The 16,284-nt window shown below is 67.7% G+C and carries 20 protein-coding genes; 3 read left to right on the top strand and 17 right to left on the bottom strand.

Translation table 11 applies throughout. From position 1 onward, the window contains the following. Positions 1–1,171 (bottom strand): hypothetical protein (locus tag I4Q42_RS25600; protein ID WP_198578937.1); only part of this gene is annotated, 1,171 nt, incomplete at its 3' end. A 351-nt stretch (positions 1,172–1,522) separates the two neighbouring features. Here I4Q42_RS25600 and I4Q42_RS25595 point away from each other — a divergent pair. Then, positions 1,523–2,281, top strand: coding sequence for a hypothetical protein (locus I4Q42_RS25595; RefSeq protein ID WP_198578936.1), 759 nt, complete (start codon positions 1,523–1,525; stop codon positions 2,279–2,281). 122 nt (positions 2,282–2,403) lie between these two features. Further along, complete coding sequence (locus I4Q42_RS25590; RefSeq protein ID WP_198578935.1) at positions 2,404–3,042, top strand: hypothetical protein; 639 nt, start codon at positions 2,404–2,406, stop codon at positions 3,040–3,042. Between the two features lie 59 nt (positions 3,043–3,101). Here the strand turns inward: I4Q42_RS25590 and I4Q42_RS25585 are convergent, their stop codons facing one another. Genes I4Q42_RS25585 through I4Q42_RS25575 form a run of 3 tightly spaced genes read right to left on the bottom strand, consistent with a single transcriptional unit; the run spans position 3,102 to position 5,934 of the window. After that, positions 3,102–4,556: an RES family NAD+ phosphorylase gene (locus I4Q42_RS25585; RefSeq protein ID WP_198578934.1), complete on the bottom strand. Its 1,455-nt coding sequence runs from the start codon at positions 4,554–4,556 to the stop codon at positions 3,102–3,104. Between the two features lie 41 nt (positions 4,557–4,597). After that, positions 4,598–5,365, bottom strand: coding sequence for a hypothetical protein (locus I4Q42_RS25580; RefSeq protein WP_198578933.1), 768 nt, complete (start codon positions 5,363–5,365; stop codon positions 4,598–4,600). Then, on the bottom strand, positions 5,365–5,934 hold the full coding sequence (locus I4Q42_RS25575) for a PI-PLC domain-containing protein (protein ID WP_198578932.1): 570 nt from the start codon (positions 5,932–5,934) through the stop codon (positions 5,365–5,367). Before I4Q42_RS25575 ends, I4Q42_RS25580 begins: the two co-directional genes overlap by 1 nt. Positions 5,935–6,083: 149 nt before the next feature. On the opposite strand from I4Q42_RS25575, the gene I4Q42_RS25570 reads away from it, so the two are divergent. Then, positions 6,084–6,500 (top strand): helix-turn-helix domain-containing protein, encoded by a 417-nt coding sequence (locus I4Q42_RS25570; RefSeq protein ID WP_198578931.1) that lies wholly within the window; start codon positions 6,084–6,086, stop codon positions 6,498–6,500. Here I4Q42_RS25570 and I4Q42_RS25565 read toward each other — a convergent pair. The 13 genes from I4Q42_RS25565 to I4Q42_RS25510 form a co-directional block, all read right to left on the bottom strand. Next, on the bottom strand, positions 6,497–6,724 hold the full coding sequence (locus tag I4Q42_RS25565; protein ID WP_198578930.1) for a DUF2274 domain-containing protein: 228 nt from the start codon (positions 6,722–6,724) through the stop codon (positions 6,497–6,499). The two genes, I4Q42_RS25570 and I4Q42_RS25565, sit on opposite strands and share 4 nt — an antisense overlap. Next, positions 6,721–7,893: a TrbI/VirB10 family protein gene (locus I4Q42_RS25560; RefSeq protein ID WP_198578929.1), complete on the bottom strand. Its 1,173-nt coding sequence runs from the start codon at positions 7,891–7,893 to the stop codon at positions 6,721–6,723. The genes I4Q42_RS25565 and I4Q42_RS25560 overlap by 4 nt, the downstream gene beginning before the upstream one ends. Next, complete coding sequence (trbG, locus tag I4Q42_RS25555) at positions 7,890–8,684, bottom strand: P-type conjugative transfer protein TrbG (RefSeq protein WP_198578928.1); 795 nt, start codon at positions 8,682–8,684, stop codon at positions 7,890–7,892. Before trbG ends, I4Q42_RS25560 begins: the two co-directional genes overlap by 4 nt. Next, positions 8,681–9,367, bottom strand: coding sequence for a conjugal transfer protein TrbF (trbF, locus tag I4Q42_RS25550; RefSeq protein ID WP_198578927.1), 687 nt, complete (start codon positions 9,365–9,367; stop codon positions 8,681–8,683). Before trbF ends, trbG begins: the two co-directional genes overlap by 4 nt. Before the next feature lies 1 nt (position 9,368). Next, positions 9,369–10,637, bottom strand: a complete 1,269-nt coding sequence (gene trbL, locus I4Q42_RS25545; protein ID WP_198578926.1) for a P-type conjugative transfer protein TrbL — start codon at positions 10,635–10,637, stop codon at positions 9,369–9,371. Next, positions 10,634–10,867 carry a putative entry exclusion protein TrbK-alt gene (gene trbK-alt, locus I4Q42_RS25540; protein ID WP_198578925.1) on the bottom strand — a complete coding sequence of 78 codons (234 nt, stop codon included), beginning with the start codon at positions 10,865–10,867 and terminating at the stop codon, positions 10,634–10,636. The genes trbL and trbK-alt overlap by 4 nt, the downstream gene beginning before the upstream one ends. Next, a complete protein-coding gene (gene trbJ, locus I4Q42_RS25535; RefSeq protein ID WP_198578924.1) occupies positions 10,864–11,574 on the bottom strand; it encodes a P-type conjugative transfer protein TrbJ in 711 nt (236 codons plus the stop codon). Before trbJ ends, trbK-alt begins: the two co-directional genes overlap by 4 nt. After that, entirely contained in the window at positions 11,571–14,012 is a 2,442-nt protein-coding gene (gene trbE / locus I4Q42_RS25530) for a conjugal transfer protein TrbE (protein WP_198578923.1), read from the bottom strand. The genes trbJ and trbE overlap by 4 nt, the downstream gene beginning before the upstream one ends. A gap of 3 nt (positions 14,013–14,015) precedes the next feature. Further along, positions 14,016–14,282, bottom strand: a complete 267-nt coding sequence (locus tag I4Q42_RS25525) for a VirB3 family type IV secretion system protein (RefSeq protein WP_198578922.1) — start codon at positions 14,280–14,282, stop codon at positions 14,016–14,018. Next, the gene (locus I4Q42_RS25520; protein WP_198578939.1) at positions 14,282–14,602 is read right to left on the bottom strand and encodes a TrbC/VirB2 family protein; all 321 of its coding nucleotides are present in this window, start codon (positions 14,600–14,602) and stop codon (positions 14,282–14,284) included. Before I4Q42_RS25520 ends, I4Q42_RS25525 begins: the two co-directional genes overlap by 1 nt. Positions 14,603–14,685: 83 nt before the next feature. Then, positions 14,686–15,594, bottom strand: a complete 909-nt coding sequence (gene trbB, locus I4Q42_RS25515) for a P-type conjugative transfer ATPase TrbB (protein ID WP_198578938.1) — start codon at positions 15,592–15,594, stop codon at positions 14,686–14,688. Positions 15,595–15,756: 162 nt separating this feature from the next. Then, positions 15,757–15,888 carry a hypothetical protein gene (locus I4Q42_RS26455; RefSeq protein WP_269816555.1) on the bottom strand — a complete coding sequence of 44 codons (132 nt, stop codon included), beginning with the start codon at positions 15,886–15,888 and terminating at the stop codon, positions 15,757–15,759. Between the two features lie 85 nt (positions 15,889–15,973). Further along, positions 15,974–16,284: hypothetical protein (locus tag I4Q42_RS25510; RefSeq protein WP_232793450.1), on the bottom strand; the 311-nt coding region annotated here is incomplete at its 5' end.

The raw sequence follows: 16,284 nt of genomic DNA, 5'->3' as shown, positions 1-16,284 counted from the left end.
TATCGAGCAAGTCCATGAAGTCGGCGTAGTAGATCGGCCCGAAGACCGGCTTTCCGGCGCTTCGCGCGTCGTCCTGGCGCGCCTTCCACTTGTCCCGGGCGGGCTGGACCCGCCGGCGCACCCATGCCGTGCCATCGAGCGCCTCCAGTCGCAGAGAGACGTGCTCGCGAAGATGCGCCTCGAGGCTCTGCAAAAGATGGCCGGTCTCGGGACTGAACTTGAAGGGCTCGAAGGTCGGCTCCACGGTGGCGACGACGGGCGGAGCGGGAAACACCAATCCAAAACCCGAAGAGACGAGGACTTCGCGATAGGCGGCCGGTGGAAACGCGATGAGTTCGCGGGCACGCCCAGCTTCATCGAACCGCTCTTCACGCGCCTCGACAGTTTCGATCTCCTCGGGCGCTTGGCTGGGGACGCCCAACTCCTCGACGATGATCTCGGTCGTCTCATCGGTGAACGGCTCGCCGTACCGGGTCGCATCCGCCAGGCGGCCCATACGAGCGAAGGCTTCCGCCGAGGCCTCAGGTTCATCGGCGAGAACCCATTCGGCGTCGATCGCGCCCATACGCCGCGCGAGAACCGACGACCAGGGGTCGCGTTCAAGGAAACCACCGTCGAATGCCGACACCCGACCGGCCGCGATCTCGGCTAGCCGGTCAAGACCCGCAGGCCTCTGGGCAAGGAGCATGGCGGCGTGGCTTTGGCGGACTTGGGAGGCTGGATCGGTCATCCGCGCCAGAGCGTCAAGATAGACCGGTCTCTGAGTCATCTCCACGAGCCGAGCCACGTTTGGCGACAGGGACTGGAAACGCTCAAAGGCTTGGATCTGAGGCGAGATCTTACGGATCAGGTCAATTTGCCGCTCGGCCGCGGCGAGCGCATCGGTAAGGGTCGACGGCATCCGGAGAGCCTCCTCGACGGCGCGGACCCGCGCCGAAGGCCCCTCGATCAGCTGCCTGTAACGTTCGGAAGTGGCGAGCATATCGGCGACGGCCGATTGGCCACGCGCGACCTTGTCAAAGGCGAGCGCCTTGGACGTGGCTTCCTCGATCTGCCTCAACGCGGACGGACGCGACGCAGCAGCAAGGAGGTCGTCTGCGGCCGTGAGCCCGCGCGCGGCGCGCTCCAAGGCCCCCATCTTGCTGCCCAGTTTCGCAAGTTCGTCAGACATAGACGCACCCAATTTCGATCGGCGTTTCCGCGACAAACAATCATCGCCGACGGCGCGCCGTGCAAGAGTCCGTTGGATCGTCGCCCCGACTTGCAGCACCCGCGCTACCGGCAAGTCCGAGGGGCGCAGCTCGATCGCCGATGGCGATCCTTCAATCTTAGCTGCGAGGCCCTCCCCAAACTTGTCAGGCTGGTTCGATCGCCCAGCTCATCTAATCGCTTGAGCCGTCGTTCCTGGGGGGGGCCCTGACGATCGCGAAGGACAAGACGAATCCACGCCAATGCTCTACCTAACCGTGAAGCTTGGACCTGCCCTCCCCGCCCTAGGTCCCGCACACAGCCAGGCGCCGACATGACCCAGATCACCCGCGTAATGATCCCTCTCGACAGCCAGGCTGACGAGACGTTCAGCTACGCCCTGTCCTACGCCAAGGCGATCGCCGAGAAGGCCAAGACCAACGACGTCATCCTGCTCACCCACACCAAGAGCCAACTGGACGGCTCGACGGGGCTGTCGCGGATGATCGGCCCAGGCGCGGCCAAGGCCCTGAACAAGGGCCAGACGGCCAGCCTCCCCTGGGGCGCGAGCCTGCGCTACGAGACGATGAAGACCCTGCGCTACTCGGCCCGAGGCGCGGTCATCATCGCCTACTATGCCGAGGAGAAGATGCTCGACTTCGTCGACGGGCTGCACGACGTGGGCGGCGTGGTCGCCGTGCCATGGGTTCCCGGCGAAGCCGATGGCTGGGCGGCCCGGTGGACCGCCATGGTCCATGGCGCCAAGGCCGCCGCGCCCGCGCCCCTGATCGACGACCCGGTCGTCGTGCGCGCCCTGGAGGGGCTGACCTCGATCATCAACCTCTCAACCGGCCTGAGCCACCCCCGCGACAAGGAGCGGGCCAACGAGTATCTGCGCATCCTGCGGGCCAAGGGCCACGCCGATCCCTCGTCGACCATCAAATCCTGGGCGATCCGCCATGGCTGGAGCCCCAGGGGCGCGGCCGACCTTGAGACGCTTGCGCGCAAGATCTGGTCGCTGAAGACCAAGCCCAGCCTGTCCGCCTTCCATGAGCCGGCGGCGCGCTACGCCCGCTGGAAGACCGGCTCCTAAGACTTCAATCCTGTCGCGCCAATGCCTCCAACCCCGCGGGTTTTGGACGTGGCTCAAATTGCCATTCGGCTGCAGCTCGAGAAGGGGAACCGCCCCCTCAACTCAAGAGAACCCATTTCCTAGTGCCTATTCGCCCTTCCCCACTCGTCGAGTTTTTGAAGTTTTGTAGCCTGGCGACGGCCGCCATCTTCGGTCTCAGCGCGTTGATCAACGGCTTTCTGTTCTGGGCGGCCTGGCGGCTCAACTTCTACGTAATCGCCGGTCCAACCGATGTAGTCATGGGTGGTTTTGCGATCTTTTGGCAGGTCGCTTGCGCCTTTGCCCTCGCCTATATCGGCATGGGGCTTTTCCGCTGGATGCTGGAACAGCTGTGTCGGCGCTGGCAGACGGAAAGCCCTCGTCGCCAAACGTTCGCCGAACGAATGGCCGAGATCGAACAGGATCGGCGGATCAACTTCTGCATCACCATGCTGGTGGCGCTTGCAACTTCATTCTTTTATTTGATCTGGGGCTCGGCAGGGATCTCCAAGTCTGGATGGCGCTTACTCAATCATCGCTCGCCACCACCGCAAGTCTACACCACGGGGCTGCGCGTCGCGGCCGAGAGCGCCATCGATGAGCGCTGTCATGGAGGCGACGTCCTGTGGCTAGGATCGGCGTCAGCGATCCTCGACTGCCAACAAGGAGTCCGCGTGTTTCACAACATCGACGATCTGGTGACCGAGCCAAGCACTGAGGTTCCCCTCGATGCACAAGACTAAAGGAGCTTTGCTGACCAGATAACGGATTGGAAGGCAGCTGCTCTCTAAGCGCCCCACGGTCAGAACTTCCGTGGCCCGCTGGTATGGCGAAGCCGTGTGACGTCGAACGACGTCGTATCGATGACCAACGCCTCGACGTGGTGAACCTGGAGGGTGTCGACCGCCAAGGCCAGGGACGTCTGCCTGCCGTCTTCCGGCTCCGAGAAGGGATCCAGATACGGACCGGGCCGGAACTGAGCGACAAGATCGTCATCGGCCTCTGGCGCAACCGGTACGGGCGGCGGCACGGATTCCGAGACCCAGTAGCTGGGCGAAGCCCCCTCCTCGTCAAAGTCTTCAAGTTGGGCGCTGACCTTCGTTCCAGCAGGAAGATCAAGTTCGGCGACCCGGGACGCGGCGCGAAACAGCACCACGTTTTGGTGTTTGCCAGCCCGCTGGACCGATGGGTAGAGCAGCCCATCGAGGCCTAGCTCGGCATCGCCGGCCAGATAGTCGGCAATGACCTGGGTTATCAAATACTCTGCCGGCTCATCGCCCGGCATCACTGGTAATGTCATCCTTTCGCTTAGGCTTTCGAGAAATTTGGCGAGCTCCAGCCGGCCCATATAGCTCGGATCGAAGATACTTCCGTTGACGTAGACAGAGCGCAGAGCATCGACGTCGAGCAGGCGTAGAGGTCGAATGACATCGAAACGCGCGACAAGGACGCGGCTGCCAACGGTCGGGCGCACCTCAGCCAGCGCGGCCTCCGCATCGGTCGCGCCATAGAATAGCGCCACCCCCGCCGCGTTCATTCGCCCACCAATAGCGATGGCGCTAGGCGGCGGGCCCAGTTCGCGATCGGGACGCTCCAAGGCGCGGGCCAAAGCCGCTCCGGTATGAAATACTCGGGCGCGAAAGAAGCTGGGTAGATCGGCGTCCACACCCGCTGTCTTCACGACGGCGCGCCCGTTGACCGTGCTGTAGCTGCCGACACCCCGGAACAGCCGGCCAAGCAAGTCCTCAGCCTCCTTGTTGAAGAACCGCGCTTCGCCCTTCAGCGAGCGCTCGAGACTCTTCCATGCGAGTTGCAACTCGATGTCGTTGGGCCCACGCGGCGCGTAGTAGCTGTCGGGATCGAACTCGGTTTCCTCGCCCATCGCCGCGGACTCGAAGTCGCCATGGCGATCGCTCAACACGTCCAAAACCGCCTGCGCGATCACCTCGTCGATCGCGGCCGCCTCTCCGATCGCATAGAGCACCTCGTCGCCCGGCCGCTCGAAGTCGTAGTTGCTTTCGCGATCGTTCAGCAGCATCGACTGGTAGAAGTCAGGCTGATCGCTGGTCCGATAGTAGTGCGTTTCGAACGCCGCCTCGATATAGTCGGCAAGTTGTCCCACTGAGATGCAAGCGCTCGCCGCATCGCAGAAGCCACAGGTCCGCCCCTGGCCGTTCGCGGCGATCTCCCCGCTGAGATACTCCTCGCCCACGCAGCCCGCGCAGACCCAGAGCGTCTCATCCTCTCCATCGCTCATGGCCCCTTTCCCCCCGGGGTGTTGACGGCCAACAGCCGCTCCTATTCGAGCACGATCTGACCGTCGCTAGCCCACATCATCGCCCAAAACTGCTGGCCCCAGTCGCTCTGGTGACCGTCAAGATAAGCCGACTGGCCCAACGCCCGTCCAAAATCCTTGATCTGCGTCGCGAATTCGATGTCGGAAGGGTGGGCTGCGATCCAAATCCGACCCAAGACATAGAATAGCAGGCCATGGAACAGCGTAATGCGGGTCGCCAACTGTTCGTCGCAGACGCCCGGGCGGAACGCGAGCGCCGCCTCAATCGGCTGGCCCGGTTCCACGGGCGTCATAACGTGCACAAGGCTCATCTGCCATTGGGCGAGATCCCGGCCATAGTGGGCATAGGGTTGGAGCGCCTTAGTGAACTGCCCCATGAACTGCGACCAAGTCTCCGTCCACAGGCCTTCGCCATAGGCGGCCCAGGCAAACTGGTCGAGCCACTTGCGCAGGTTTCCGGGCTTAAGATCGTCCTGCGCCCAGCGCATCAGTTGCGCCTCCGCGCCGGGGCGTTCGCAAATTCCCAATTCGACAACCCCAATCGCCTCGACACACTGACGCGTCAGCGCCAAGGCGTTGGCGTGCAACCCAGTTCGATTGGCTTCCCTCGCCAAATTGAGAGAGTCTTGAAAGAAGTAGAGCGCTCGAAACGGCGCCAGTTGCACTTGCCGGTCAAGTACGGCGTCATGGGCGGCTTTTGCCACTCTTTCCATGATCTGTTGGTCCAAAGCGTGATAAAGCAAGAACCATTGCGGTATGGATCGGGCCATTAAACCTCAGCTTCTTTCGTCGGCAGTTCCGAAGCCGCTTCGGCTGCGTTGAAGTCGCCGCCAGCAAACACCCCGTCTATCCCCTCGGCGCACATCGCAAGGATTGTCAACGCCATGCTGGGTGAATGGATCTGGCTGTTGCCATGGGCCAAGTCATTGCGCAGGTAGATCATGCGCTCGACAGGATCGTCGAAAGGGCTTCCTCCCTTGACGGGCCTGGGGATTATCCCAGCCTTTCGGGCCCGGTCCACGAGGTTGCGCAATGTGCCCCTGCCGCCTTGTTCGCCGCCATCGAGCCGATATTTCAACGCCAGTTCGAAAGCAGACAGCGCCTGCCCCTCGCCGACAACAAGCAGATCGTAGTCGAAAAAGGCGTAAAGCATGGCGTTACGGGCCCGGTCATAAGCCTCTCGAACGGGCGCCGGCGCCCCGCCGGCCAAGACAATCTCGTCGATCATTGCGTGGTGATCTGCGAGTGTCATGAACCGGAAGTGGTTGCCTGCTGGCACACATAGATTCTCAAACCGCTTGTCGGGCTTGAGGATTTCATCGGCCGATTTGTAGACCATGGTCGAGCTTAGCCGGATTACCATTCCGACGCGAGCCGCACCGATAACGCTCGGCCTCGCGAGTTCACGGAGAAATTTCGCCACGGGCTACCCGAAATCCACGCCCCAGGTGTCTCCACCGGAACAAGCTTCACGCCGGAGACACCGCCTTGACCCTCAAGTCCGTTCCCCACCCCGTCGACCTCCATGTCGGCGCCCGCCTAAGACAACGGCGAAAGGTCCTGGGACTTGGTCAGGCGCGTCTGGCGCAGGCCATCGGCTTGACCTTCCAGCAGGTCCAGAAGTACGAGCGGGGGACCAATCGCGTAAGCGCTTCGATGCTGTACGCCTTGTCCTGCGTGCTGAAGGTCGCGCCGGGGTGGTTCTTCGAGGGCCTGCCGGCGACCGATGGCGATAACCCGCCGACACCGGCCGAACTCTCAACAGCACGCGCCGTCCGGACCCTGGTCTCTACGCCAGACGGCGTGGGACTGGCCCTGCTGATGGCCGGCCTGCGGCCGCTCCAGCAACGGCAGGTCCTGGCGTTGATGGAGGCCCTGGCCGAACCCGACGCGGAGGCAGCCTAAGGCGTGCGTCCCTTGCGCCCGCGCACGAACACCCGGTCGGTGGCCATGAACCGCTCCAGCATCCGGGTCGCGAGCTTGGCCGGTTCGCCCGGCTTCCCACCCGTCTGGGTGGCGAGCATCTGGGCATAGGCCACCAGGTCGCGATGGACGCTGGCCGGCAGGTCCAGCGTCACCTTCACCGGGGTGTCGTCCTCGAGCGCCCCGAGCTTCAGCTTGCCGCTCATGGTGTCTTCCTTTCATCGACATAGGGTTCGAGGACGAGGTCGCGGGTCAGGAGCACCCGCAGCGGTGCGCCCGGCCGGATCGTCAGGGTCGGGGCCAGGTCAAGGCTCTTGCCGACCATCTGCTGGCCGACCGAACTGGCCGTATCGGCGCCGGCGCGACGCAGCGCCCGCGCCAGATCGGATTCCTCGCTCGACGACCCGGCATCGGCGCCGATCGCCAGCAGGGTCGAAAGCCCCGCCGCGGCCAGCACGCGCCCACCGTGGCGATCGACGCCGTCCTGCAGCCCCGCCATCCCCTGGGCGTCGGCGCCCGGCAGCTTGTCCAGCACGATGGACCGCCCCGAGGGCAGGGTCAGGCGGGTCCAGACCACGGCTAGCCGGCTTTGCCCGTTCTTGACCGCCGCGTCGTACTCGCCGATCAACCGCGCGCCCTTGGGGATCAGCAGATAGCCGCCGCCGAGGCTATCGAAGACGTCCTGGGTCACCTGGGCGATGGCCAGGCCCGGCGAGTCCGAGCGCAGCCCCGTGATCAAGGCCGCCGGGATCACCGCGCCGGCCTGAAGAACATAGGGCGAGGCCGGTGGCTGCAGGCGCTCGACGCTGGTCAGGCGCGGATCGCCATCGACCCCGTTGGTCTGCGCCAAGACCAGGCCCGGCGCCGCACCTGGCGACGACGCCGTTTCAACCACGGGCCGAACCGCGGCGGCCACGAACAATCCGCTTTGGATCGCCGCCCGGTAAGCCTGACGACCAGCCTCGATCCGGGGATCGGGCGGCGCCATCGGCTGAGGCGAGGCGACGGGCGCCGGATCGGCTCCGACGGGGGACGACGCGCCCCCCTCGCGAGCCCGCGCGGCGCTGAGCATGGGCCGGCCAAGGTCGCCCGGCAGCGGCGGCCCCAGCACCGGCGTACCGGCCGGACCGACATAGCCGCGCGGCAGGGCCGTCACGGCCTCGGGCGGCTGGGCCATCGTCACCTTCGCCTCCTCGTGCGGCGCCTTGCGCCTTTCGGTCAAAGACCAGGCCACGGCCCCGGCGACGCCGGCCATCAAGACCGCGCCGACGATGACCAGCGCGCGGCGCGAAACCCGAGCGACGGGCCCCTGGGCGCCATGCAGGCGCAAGGTCTTGGCGATGGTCTTCTCGGATTGATCGGCGTCCTGGCTCATCGGCCGGCCTCCTGGATCGGGGTTGTGCGGATGATGCGAACGACGCGGCTGGCTCGCTTGGCGCCCAGGCGAAGCTCGGCGCGATCGAAAAGCCGCTCGACGACGATCCGCCGCCCCTCGACGCGATAGTTGATCAGTTCGGCGGTCTTGCCGTCCGGCCCGATCCGGTAGAGCGGCGGCAGATCGTCCATTGCCACGGCGGGGCCGAAGTCGACGAACACCCTTTGGCTGTCATCCGACACGGCGACGGGACGCCAATTGGGGTGCGGGCCGCTGATCTTGTAGGCGAAGTTCAACGGCCGCTCCGGCTGCACGGGCGGGACGATCGGCCCTGGGCTGGGCGCCCCGATCGGCGCGAGCGCCGGGGCCGCCGGGGCCGGGTCGGCGTAGCGCCAGGCCACTTGCGACAGCCAGGTGCGGGGCGAGGCGCGCAGCTCCAGGTGATAGGTGCGCCGGTCGGTATTGATGACCAAGTTCGTGGCCAGGCCCGAGGCCGTGGGCTTGATCATCACATGGACACGGCGCTGTCCGCCCTGGCCGCTGATGGTGTCGCCGATCACCCAGCGGGCGGTGTCGCCGGCCGCCACCGGTCCCGAGCCGACGAGGTTTTCGCCCGGTTCGAGGATGATGTCGGTGATGCGGCCCGGCGTGGCGATGACCGGATAGACCGCCTCGTCGCGGTAGTCGAAGCGCTTGGCGCCGCCAGGGACCTCCAGTTGGGCCGACGGTGCGGCGAAAGCTGCGCCCGGGGTCGCCAGGGCCAGGCAGACCATCAGGACCGAGCGGGTCATGCGCCGAACTCCTTGGACCAGGCGATGCCGGAGACGAAGACCCCCAGCGGATTGGCCCGCAGGCCCTCAGGCGTGCGCGGCGGGACGAGGTTGACGGTCAGGATGGCGCTCCAGCGCTCGGTGGCGGCCAGCTGGCCATCGGCGTAGCGCTGCTCGGTCCAGGCCACCCGGAAGCTGCCGGGCGTGGCGCGCACGACGCTGGAGACGCTGACGACCACCTGGGCTCGCCCGACCTGTGCGAAGGGATCGGCGCGGCGGGCATAGTCGGACAGCGCCGCGGCCCCGGCCGCATCGGTGAAGTCGTAGGCGCGCAGCCAGGCCTGGCGCATGACCACCGGATCGGTGGACACAGCGCGCACATCGGTGATGAAGCGCGCCAGGGTCCAGGCGATCATCGGATCGGTCGGCCTGGCGCCTTGCACGGCCGGCGCCGCGACCCGCGGTTCGCCGAGTTTGTCGACCTCGACCACCCACGGGGTCACCGAGCCGCGGGTCGCCAGCCACGCCAGGCTGCCGCACAGCGCCGTGTTGGCCATCAGCAGACCCAGGGCCGCAAGGCGCCAGTTGGCGGCCTGGACGCGGGCCGAGCCGATCCGCTCGTCCCAGGCCTGGCCGGCCCGCTGGTATGGGGTTTCCGGCGCCGGGGTCGCGCCATAGCGCGCCGCGCCCTTGAACGGGTTCATCCTAGTCCTCCTTCAGGCTGGGGGCGGCGTCGCCGCCGGAGTGGTCGCCGCCGCCGGCGGCGTGGGCGGCGACTTCCACGCCGCGGGTCAGGGCATGACGGTCGGCAAGGGCCTGGGCCCACATCGGGGCCATGGGCGCGCCCGAACCGCCCTCCCCGCCGCCGCCCTCGTCGTTGCTGGCTTTGGGCGGCGGCATCGCAAAGCCCGCACCGCCGCCACCGCCATTGTCGCCAGGCGGCGGCAGGCGCGGCGGCCCAGAAGGCCCGCCCTCGGGCGGCGGCAGAGACCCACCGCCAGGCGGCGGGAGGCGACCGCCGCCGGCCGCGGCCGCCCCGGCCGCGCCCCCGCCGCCAACGCCGCCGAACGACATGCCCGACATCGCCCCGGCCGCCATCTGGGCCGCGCCGGCCGCCGCCATGGCCATGCCGCCGACGACCAGGCCGGTGCCGACCGCCGCGCCGGCGCCCAGCTGCGGCGCGCCCGAGACCAGCCCTGAGGCCACGCCCGGCCCGAAGATCGAAAGGCCCAGCAAGGTGAGCGCGGCCAGGGCCATGGCCAGAACCTCTTCGAGGGTCGGCTGGCCGGAGGCGGCGCTGGTGAACTGGGAGAACAGGGTCGAGCCGATGCCGACGATCACCGCCAGCACCATGACCTTCACGCCCGAGGCCATGACGTTGCCCAGGACCTTTTCGGCTAGGAAGGCAGTGCGCCCGAAAAGGCCGAAGGGCACGAGCACGAAGCCGCAGAGGCTGACGAGCTTGAACTCGATCAAAACCACGAAGATCTGCACGGCGATGATGAAGAACGAGACGATCACCAGGATCGCCACGACCAACAGGATCAGGATCTGGACGATGTTTTCGAAGAAGCCCGGGAAACCGCCCAGGTCGCTGGCCGCCTGCAGGATCGGCTTGCACGCCTCGATGCCCAGGGCCGCCAGCTTGCCCGGCCGCAGGAAGTCCTCGGCCGAGGTCCCGACCCCGCCGGCCTTCAGGCCCAGCCCCGAGAAACTCGCCAGCACGATCCCGGTCAGGGTGTGAAAGTTGCCGATCAGGAAGGCGAAGAACCCGACATACAGGGTCTTCTTGATGAGCCGCGCCAGGATGTCCTCGCCCTGGGACCAGGCCCAGAAGAGCGCGGCCAGGGTGACGTCGATGGCCACCAGGGTCGTGGACAGGAACGCCACCTCACCGCCCAGCAGGCCAAAGCCGCTGTCGATGTAGCTGCCATAGACGTCGAAGAAGCGGTCGATGACGCCGGTGTCGTTCATGGCTGGCGCTCCCCGAAGAAGCGGGCCCGCGCGGCGGCCCAGGCCTGGCGACAGGCGACATCCTCCTTTGCCGCCTCGCCCAGATCCCGACAGCGACCGAGCTGATCGTCACGTTCGGCGACAGCCACGGCCGCCGACGGCGCCAACGGCTCATGCCGACCGCGAACAGCGACCACGAGGACGCCGATCAGGATCCAGCTCGCCGCGGCAAGACCGATCGCCCACCTCATTGCGAGCCCGTCCCCATGAACTTGGAAAAGCGGGCCTTGGCGTCGGCGCGGGCGGCGGCCTGGTCGGCGGCTTCCAGCGCCTGGGCCCGGCCTTGCGCGGCAGCGAGCGCGATCAGGTCGGCGAGCATCTGCGATTGGAGGGCCAGGAGCTGGTTGCCGGCCTGGGCCGCCTGCAGCCCGCCCACCGCGCCCTGGCTGGCGTCGACGAGGGCGGTGAGCTGGTCTCGGCTCGCGCCCAGTCCCTCGACGACGCCGGCCTGGAGCTTCAGGGCGTCCTGAAATCCCGCCATCGCCGTCGTCCAGCGCGCATCGGCGCGGGCGGTCAGGGTCGCATCCGAGGCCGACAGCGACACCGCCCCATAGTTGGTGGTGAAGGCCTGCTGGATGGAGGCGACGTCGTAGGCCAGGGCTTGAGCCTGGCCCAACAGCTGCCGCGTCCGATCGACCTGGGCCTGCAGGGTCGCCAAGGTCGAGTACGGCAGGCTGGCCAGGGTCTTGGCCTGGCCGATCAGCAGTTGGGCCTCGTTCTGCAGCGAGGCGATCTGGTTGTTGATGGTCTGCAGGGCGCGCGCGGCCTGCAGCACGTTCTGGACGTAGTTGGTGGGATCGAAGACGACGATCCGGGCCTGGGCGGGTGGTGTGGCCAAGGCAATGGCGATCGGGGCGCAGAGCAGCGCCGCCGCCATGCGGCGTCGGGACGGGATCATGGCAGGCACTCCGGTGAAGAAGGGGAAGCGCCCGCCGCCCCCGAGGTCAGAAGATCGGCCGCCCAAGGCAGGCCGCGCAGCCGCAGCCAGGCCGCCGCGAAGCCCGCGCGCCCGACGGCGTCGAGCACGGCGGTGATGGCCGTCTGGTCGGCTTTGGAAGACGCCGCGCAGAACGCCAGCGCCACGGGCCCCAGGCCCAGATCGAAGAGGCGATCGCCGAGACGCGATTGCAGGTAGTAGTCCCGCGTCGGCGTCGCCCGGGCGAGGATCTCGATCTGCCGGTCATTGAGTCCGAACCGGCCGTAGGCGGCCGCGCCCTGCGGCTCCAGGGCCCGGGGATTAGGCAGAAAGATCCGGGTCGGGCAGCTTTCGACGATGGAGGCGGCGATGGGGCTGTCGACCACGTCGGCCAGCGACTGGGTGGCGAAGATCACCGAGGCGTTCTTCTTCCTCAGGGTCTTCAGCCACTCGCGCAGTTGGGCGCCGAAGGCCGGATCATCCAGGGCCAGCCACCCCTCGTCGATGACGATCAGGGTCGGACGACCATCGAGCCGACGGCCGATCCGATGGAAAAGGTAGGTCAGGACCGCCGGCGCGGCCGCGCTTCGGGCCAGGCCCTCGGTCTCGAACGCCTGGACCTCGGCCTCGCCTAGGGCTTCGCCGGCGCCGTCCAGCAGCCGACCAAAAGGCCCGCCCAGGACGAAGGGCGCCAGCGCCGCTTTCAGAGGCTGACTGGCCAAGAGCGCCACAAGCCCGGTCAGCGTACGTTCGCCGATCGGCGCGCTCGCAAGACTGCCCAGCGCGGTCCAGAGATGCTCGCGGACGGCCGGCGTGATCTCGACGCCTTCGCGGGCCAGCACCGCGGCCAGCCATCCGGCCGCCCAGGCTCGCTCCTCGGGCTCATCGATCCGCGCGAGCGGCTGGAGCGCCACCGCGCCGCCCTCGCCCGACAGGTCATGGAAGTCGCCGCCCATCCCGAGCGCGGCGGCCCGGCTGGACGCGCCGAAGTCGAAGGCGAAGACTTGAGCCCCGGGATAGCGGCGAAACTGCAGGGCCAGCAGCGCCAGGAGCACGCTCTTGCCCGCGCCGGTGGGGCCGACCACCAGGGTGTGGCCAACGTCGCCAACATGCAGGCTCAGCCGGAAGGGCGTCGAGCCGGCGGTGCGCGCCAGCAAGAGCGGCGGGCCGTCCAGGTGGGCGTTGCGCTCGGGCCCGGCCCAGACCGCCGACATCGGCGCGATGTGGGCCAGGTTCAGGGTCGAGAGCGGTGGCTGGCGAACGTTGGCGTAGACATGGCCGGGGATCGTCCCGAGCCAGGCCTCGACGGCGTTGACGCTCTCACGGATGACAGTGAAGTCGCGGCCCTGGATGACCTTCTCGACCAGGGCCAGCTTGGCCTCGGCGATGGCCGGATCGTCATCCCAGACCACCAGGCTCGTGGTGACATAGGCGTATGCGACAGCGTCGCCACCGAGTTCCTGCAGCGCCAGGTCCGCCTCAAGCGCCTTGTTGGACGCGTCGTTGTCGACGAGCGGCGAGGCTTCTTGCGTCAAGGCCTCACGCAGCAGGACGAGGACGGACTTTCTCTTCGCAAACCACTGGCGACGGATCTTGCCCAGCAGGCCGACGGCGTCGGTCTTGTCCAGGCACAGGGCCCGGGTGCTCCAGCGATAGGCGATGCCGAGGCGATTGAGCTCATCGAGCAGACCCGGCGTCGTGGCGGCGGGGAACCCGGTCAGGGTCAGCACCCGCAGGTGCGCGCGACCCAACCGCGGCTCAAGGCCCCCGGCCAGCGGCTCGGTGGCCAGCAGGGCGTCCAGCTGCATCGGGGTTTCGGGGACGGCCACCCGCTGGCGCACCGTCGAGACGGCGCCATGCAGCACGCTGAGGGTCTGGCCATCATCCAGCCAGGCGACCTTCGGCATCAGGCCGTCGAGCAGGGCCAGCAGGCGATCGGAGCGGTCGATGAAGCCGGCGAGCGCGGCGCGCCAGTCGAGACCGTCCCCTGCCCGGCCCTCGACGAACAGGCCTTCGATCCGGCCGCGACGCTCGGCCGGCGGCAGATAGGTTAGGGTCAGGTAGTAGCGGCTTTCGAAGTGCTCGCCGGTCTCGACGAAGGCGGCCTTGCGCTCGGCCTCGACCAGGGTCGAGACCGGGTCGGGGAAACGGCTTTCCGGATAGGCGTCGGCGCGGTCGCGGCGCGCCTCGACGAACAAAGCCCAGCCCGAGCCCAGTCGACGCAGCGCCCCGTTCAGCCGGGCGGCGACGGCGGCGACCTCCGCGTCCGTGGCCGAGTCCAGGTCCGGTCCGCGATACTCGGCCGTGCGCTGGAAGCTGCCATCCTTGTTGAGCACCACGCCCGGCGCGACCAAGGCCGCCCAGGGCAGGAAGTCGGCCAGGCGCGCGGGGCGGCGGCGATATTCCCGAAGGTCGAGCATGGCTCAGACCTCCAGGTGGGCGGGCAGCCGCACGTGGCGGCGGCCGACGTCGAAGATCTGCGGATCGCGGCGGGCGGCCCAGACCGCCAGGCCGTGGCCGACCAGCCAGACCAAAAGGCCCACCACCCACAGCCGCAATCCCACCCCCAGGGCGGCGGCCAAGGTGCCGTTGACCAAGGCGATCGCGCGCGGAGCGCCGGCCAGCAACATCGGCTCGGTCAGAGCCCGGTGGACGGGCGCGGGCAGCCCCATCGCGCGATCGCCGGCCATCAGACCAGCGCCCCGCCGCCGAAGCTGAAGAACGACAGGAAGAACGAGCTGGCCGCGAAGGCGATCGACAGACCGAACACGATCTGGATCAGCTTGCGCGAGCCCCCCGACGTCTCGCCGAACGCCAGGGTCAGGCCCGTGACGATGATGATGATGACGGCGATGATCTTGGCGACGGGGCCTTCGATCGACTCCAGGATCCGTTGCAGGGGCTCTTCCCAGGGCATGGAGGAGCCGGCGGCCTTGGCCGAGGAGGCGGCCAGGAGGCTGGCGATGGTCAGGGGCGCGGCGGCCCCGATGTGGCCTAGCCGGTCGAGCATGGAGCCCGACAGCAGGCGTGCGCGCAGGCGCGAGGGTTCTCGCGTGGGCATCGAGTAAATCTCCGGGGTTTAGGGGCGGGGTCTCAGGCGGGGCTGAGCTGGTAGGCGCCGTCGGCCCCAAGGCCGTCGAGGCGCACGAGGTCCGCCAGGCGGCGCTGTCGGCCCCGTCCCTGCAGGACCGCGATCAGGTCGATGGTTTCGGCGATCAGGCCGCGCGGCACGATGACCACCGCTTCCTGGATCAGCTGTTCCAGGCGCAGCAAGGCGCCTAGGGCCGTGCCGGCGTGGAGAGTGCCCACCCCGCCCGGATGGCCCGTCCCCCAGGCCTTGATCAGGTCCAGGGCCTCGGCCCCGCGGACCTCGCCGATGATGATGCGGTCGGGCCTCAAGCGCAGGGACGAGCGCACCAGGTCCGAAAGGCTGGCCACACCGTCGCGGGTCCGAAGCGCGACCTGATTTTCCGCCGCACACTGGAGCTCGCGCAGGTCCTCGGCGATGATCACGCGATCCCCGCTCTTGGCCACCTCGGCCAGCAGGGCGTTGACCAGGGTGGTCTTGCCGCTGGAGGTGGCGCCCACGACCAGGATGTTGGCGCGGATGGCCACCGCATCACGCAGCACCCTGCCCTGATCAGCGCTCATCACCCCGGTGCGGACGTAGTCATCCAGGGAAAAGACCAGGCTGGCGGGCTTGCGGATCGAGAAGGTCGGGGCGGCCACCAGCGGCGGGAGAAGACCCTCGATGCGCTCGCCGGTTCCCGGCAGCTCGGCCGACAACCGCGGCCGTCCGGCATGGATCTCGGCCTCGACATGGTGGGCGACCAGCCGCAGGGTCCGCTCAGCGTCAGCGGCTCCCACCGAGAGCTCCGCATCGACCAGACCGACGTCGAACCGGTCGATCCACACCCGGCCGTCGGGGTTGAGCATGACCTCGGCCACGCCCGGATCCTCCAGTCGCGCCAGCAGCAAAGGCCCCAGCGCCGTGCGCAGCATCTGGCGACTGCGCTCACGTCCAACATCGCGTTCGGAAAGGTCCACGACCGGTCCCCGTTGTTTACGGGGATGAGTAAGAAGACCCGGATCCTGCCGATCTCAACAGCCAAATCGGCTCGTCGTACCCTGGCGTACAAAGACAGGCGAACGGCGGGGCAGGTCCTAGCCGGCGCGCGCGGCCGGGCCCGCAAACTCGTCCTGGGTCAAACCGCCGGCACGGCTCGGCTGGGCCGCCCGCCAGGCTTCGGCCAGCAGTTCGGCCGCCGCCGGCGCGTCGATCATCGCCAGACGCACCAGGACGATCCCAGCGTTACGACGCCGGCATGGTTCACTGCCGTTGGCGCGCTGCCGAGAACTGGACGCTCGGCCAGCCCCCAACCTATGGTCTTTTGGCCAGCACATCGAAGAGTTGCTCGTCGGCCTCCGCACCAGCGGCTCGGTTAAGCGTGTCGCCAAGTTCGTAAAACGTGGTCGATGAAACGGACGCTTTGCACGACATGTCGCCGCGACCGGCCATCAGACGTCTCACAATTTCGACCTTTGCGTCGTCACCGGCGTCGTCAAAAGCGGGGTGGTCCCGGTGGTAGCGGAGCGTCCAGTCCTCATTTCCATTGTCTAGCCAGAGCTCAGCGGAATAATTGAGCGTCTGAGGTGAACTAACCGTCAGAGACATGTTCGTAATCGGCAGGC

The organism is Caulobacter hibisci, from assembly GCF_016135805.1.
GTDB classification, from domain to species: domain Bacteria; phylum Pseudomonadota; class Alphaproteobacteria; order Caulobacterales; family Caulobacteraceae; genus Caulobacter; species Caulobacter hibisci.
The sequence above is the reverse complement of the archived record's forward strand: the minus strand, read 5'-3'. Positions and strand labels throughout refer to the sequence as shown.

Coding starts and splice junctions, on each gene's coding strand:
- I4Q42_RS25580 (WP_198578933.1), bottom strand. CDS start 5,365: ATGGCCCGATCCATACCGCAATGGTTCTTGCTTTATCACGCTTTGGAC.
- trbJ (WP_198578924.1), bottom strand. CDS start 11,574: ATGATCCCGTCCCGACGCCGCATGGCGGCGGCGCTGCTCTGCGCCCCG.
- I4Q42_RS25575 (WP_198578932.1), bottom strand. CDS start 5,934: ATGGTCTACAAATCGGCCGATGAAATCCTCAAGCCCGACAAGCGGTTT.
- I4Q42_RS25585 (WP_198578934.1), bottom strand. CDS start 4,556: ATGAGCGATGGAGAGGATGAGACGCTCTGGGTCTGCGCGGGCTGCGTG.
- I4Q42_RS25595 (WP_198578936.1), top strand. CDS start 1,523: ATGACCCAGATCACCCGCGTAATGATCCCTCTCGACAGCCAGGCTGAC.
- I4Q42_RS25520 (WP_198578939.1), bottom strand. CDS start 14,602: ATGCTCGACCGGCTAGGCCACATCGGGGCCGCCGCGCCCCTGACCATC.
- trbK-alt (WP_198578925.1), bottom strand. CDS start 10,867: ATGAGGTGGGCGATCGGTCTTGCCGCGGCGAGCTGGATCCTGATCGGC.
- trbG (WP_198578928.1), bottom strand. CDS start 8,684: ATGACCCGCTCGGTCCTGATGGTCTGCCTGGCCCTGGCGACCCCGGGC.
- trbB (WP_198578938.1), bottom strand. CDS start 15,594: ATGCTGCGCACGGCGCTGGGGCCTTTGCTGCTGGCGCGACTGGAGGAT.
- trbE (WP_198578923.1), bottom strand. CDS start 14,012: ATGCTCGACCTTCGGGAATATCGCCGCCGCCCCGCGCGCCTGGCCGAC.
- trbL (WP_198578926.1), bottom strand. CDS start 10,637: ATGAACGACACCGGCGTCATCGACCGCTTCTTCGACGTCTATGGCAGC.
- I4Q42_RS25525 (WP_198578922.1), bottom strand. CDS start 14,282: ATGGCCGGCGATCGCGCGATGGGGCTGCCCGCGCCCGTCCACCGGGCT.
- I4Q42_RS25565 (WP_198578930.1), bottom strand. CDS start 6,724: ATGAGCGGCAAGCTGAAGCTCGGGGCGCTCGAGGACGACACCCCGGTG.
- trbF (WP_198578927.1), bottom strand. CDS start 9,367: ATGAACCCGTTCAAGGGCGCGGCGCGCTATGGCGCGACCCCGGCGCCG.
- I4Q42_RS25560 (WP_198578929.1), bottom strand. CDS start 7,893: ATGAGCCAGGACGCCGATCAATCCGAGAAGACCATCGCCAAGACCTTG.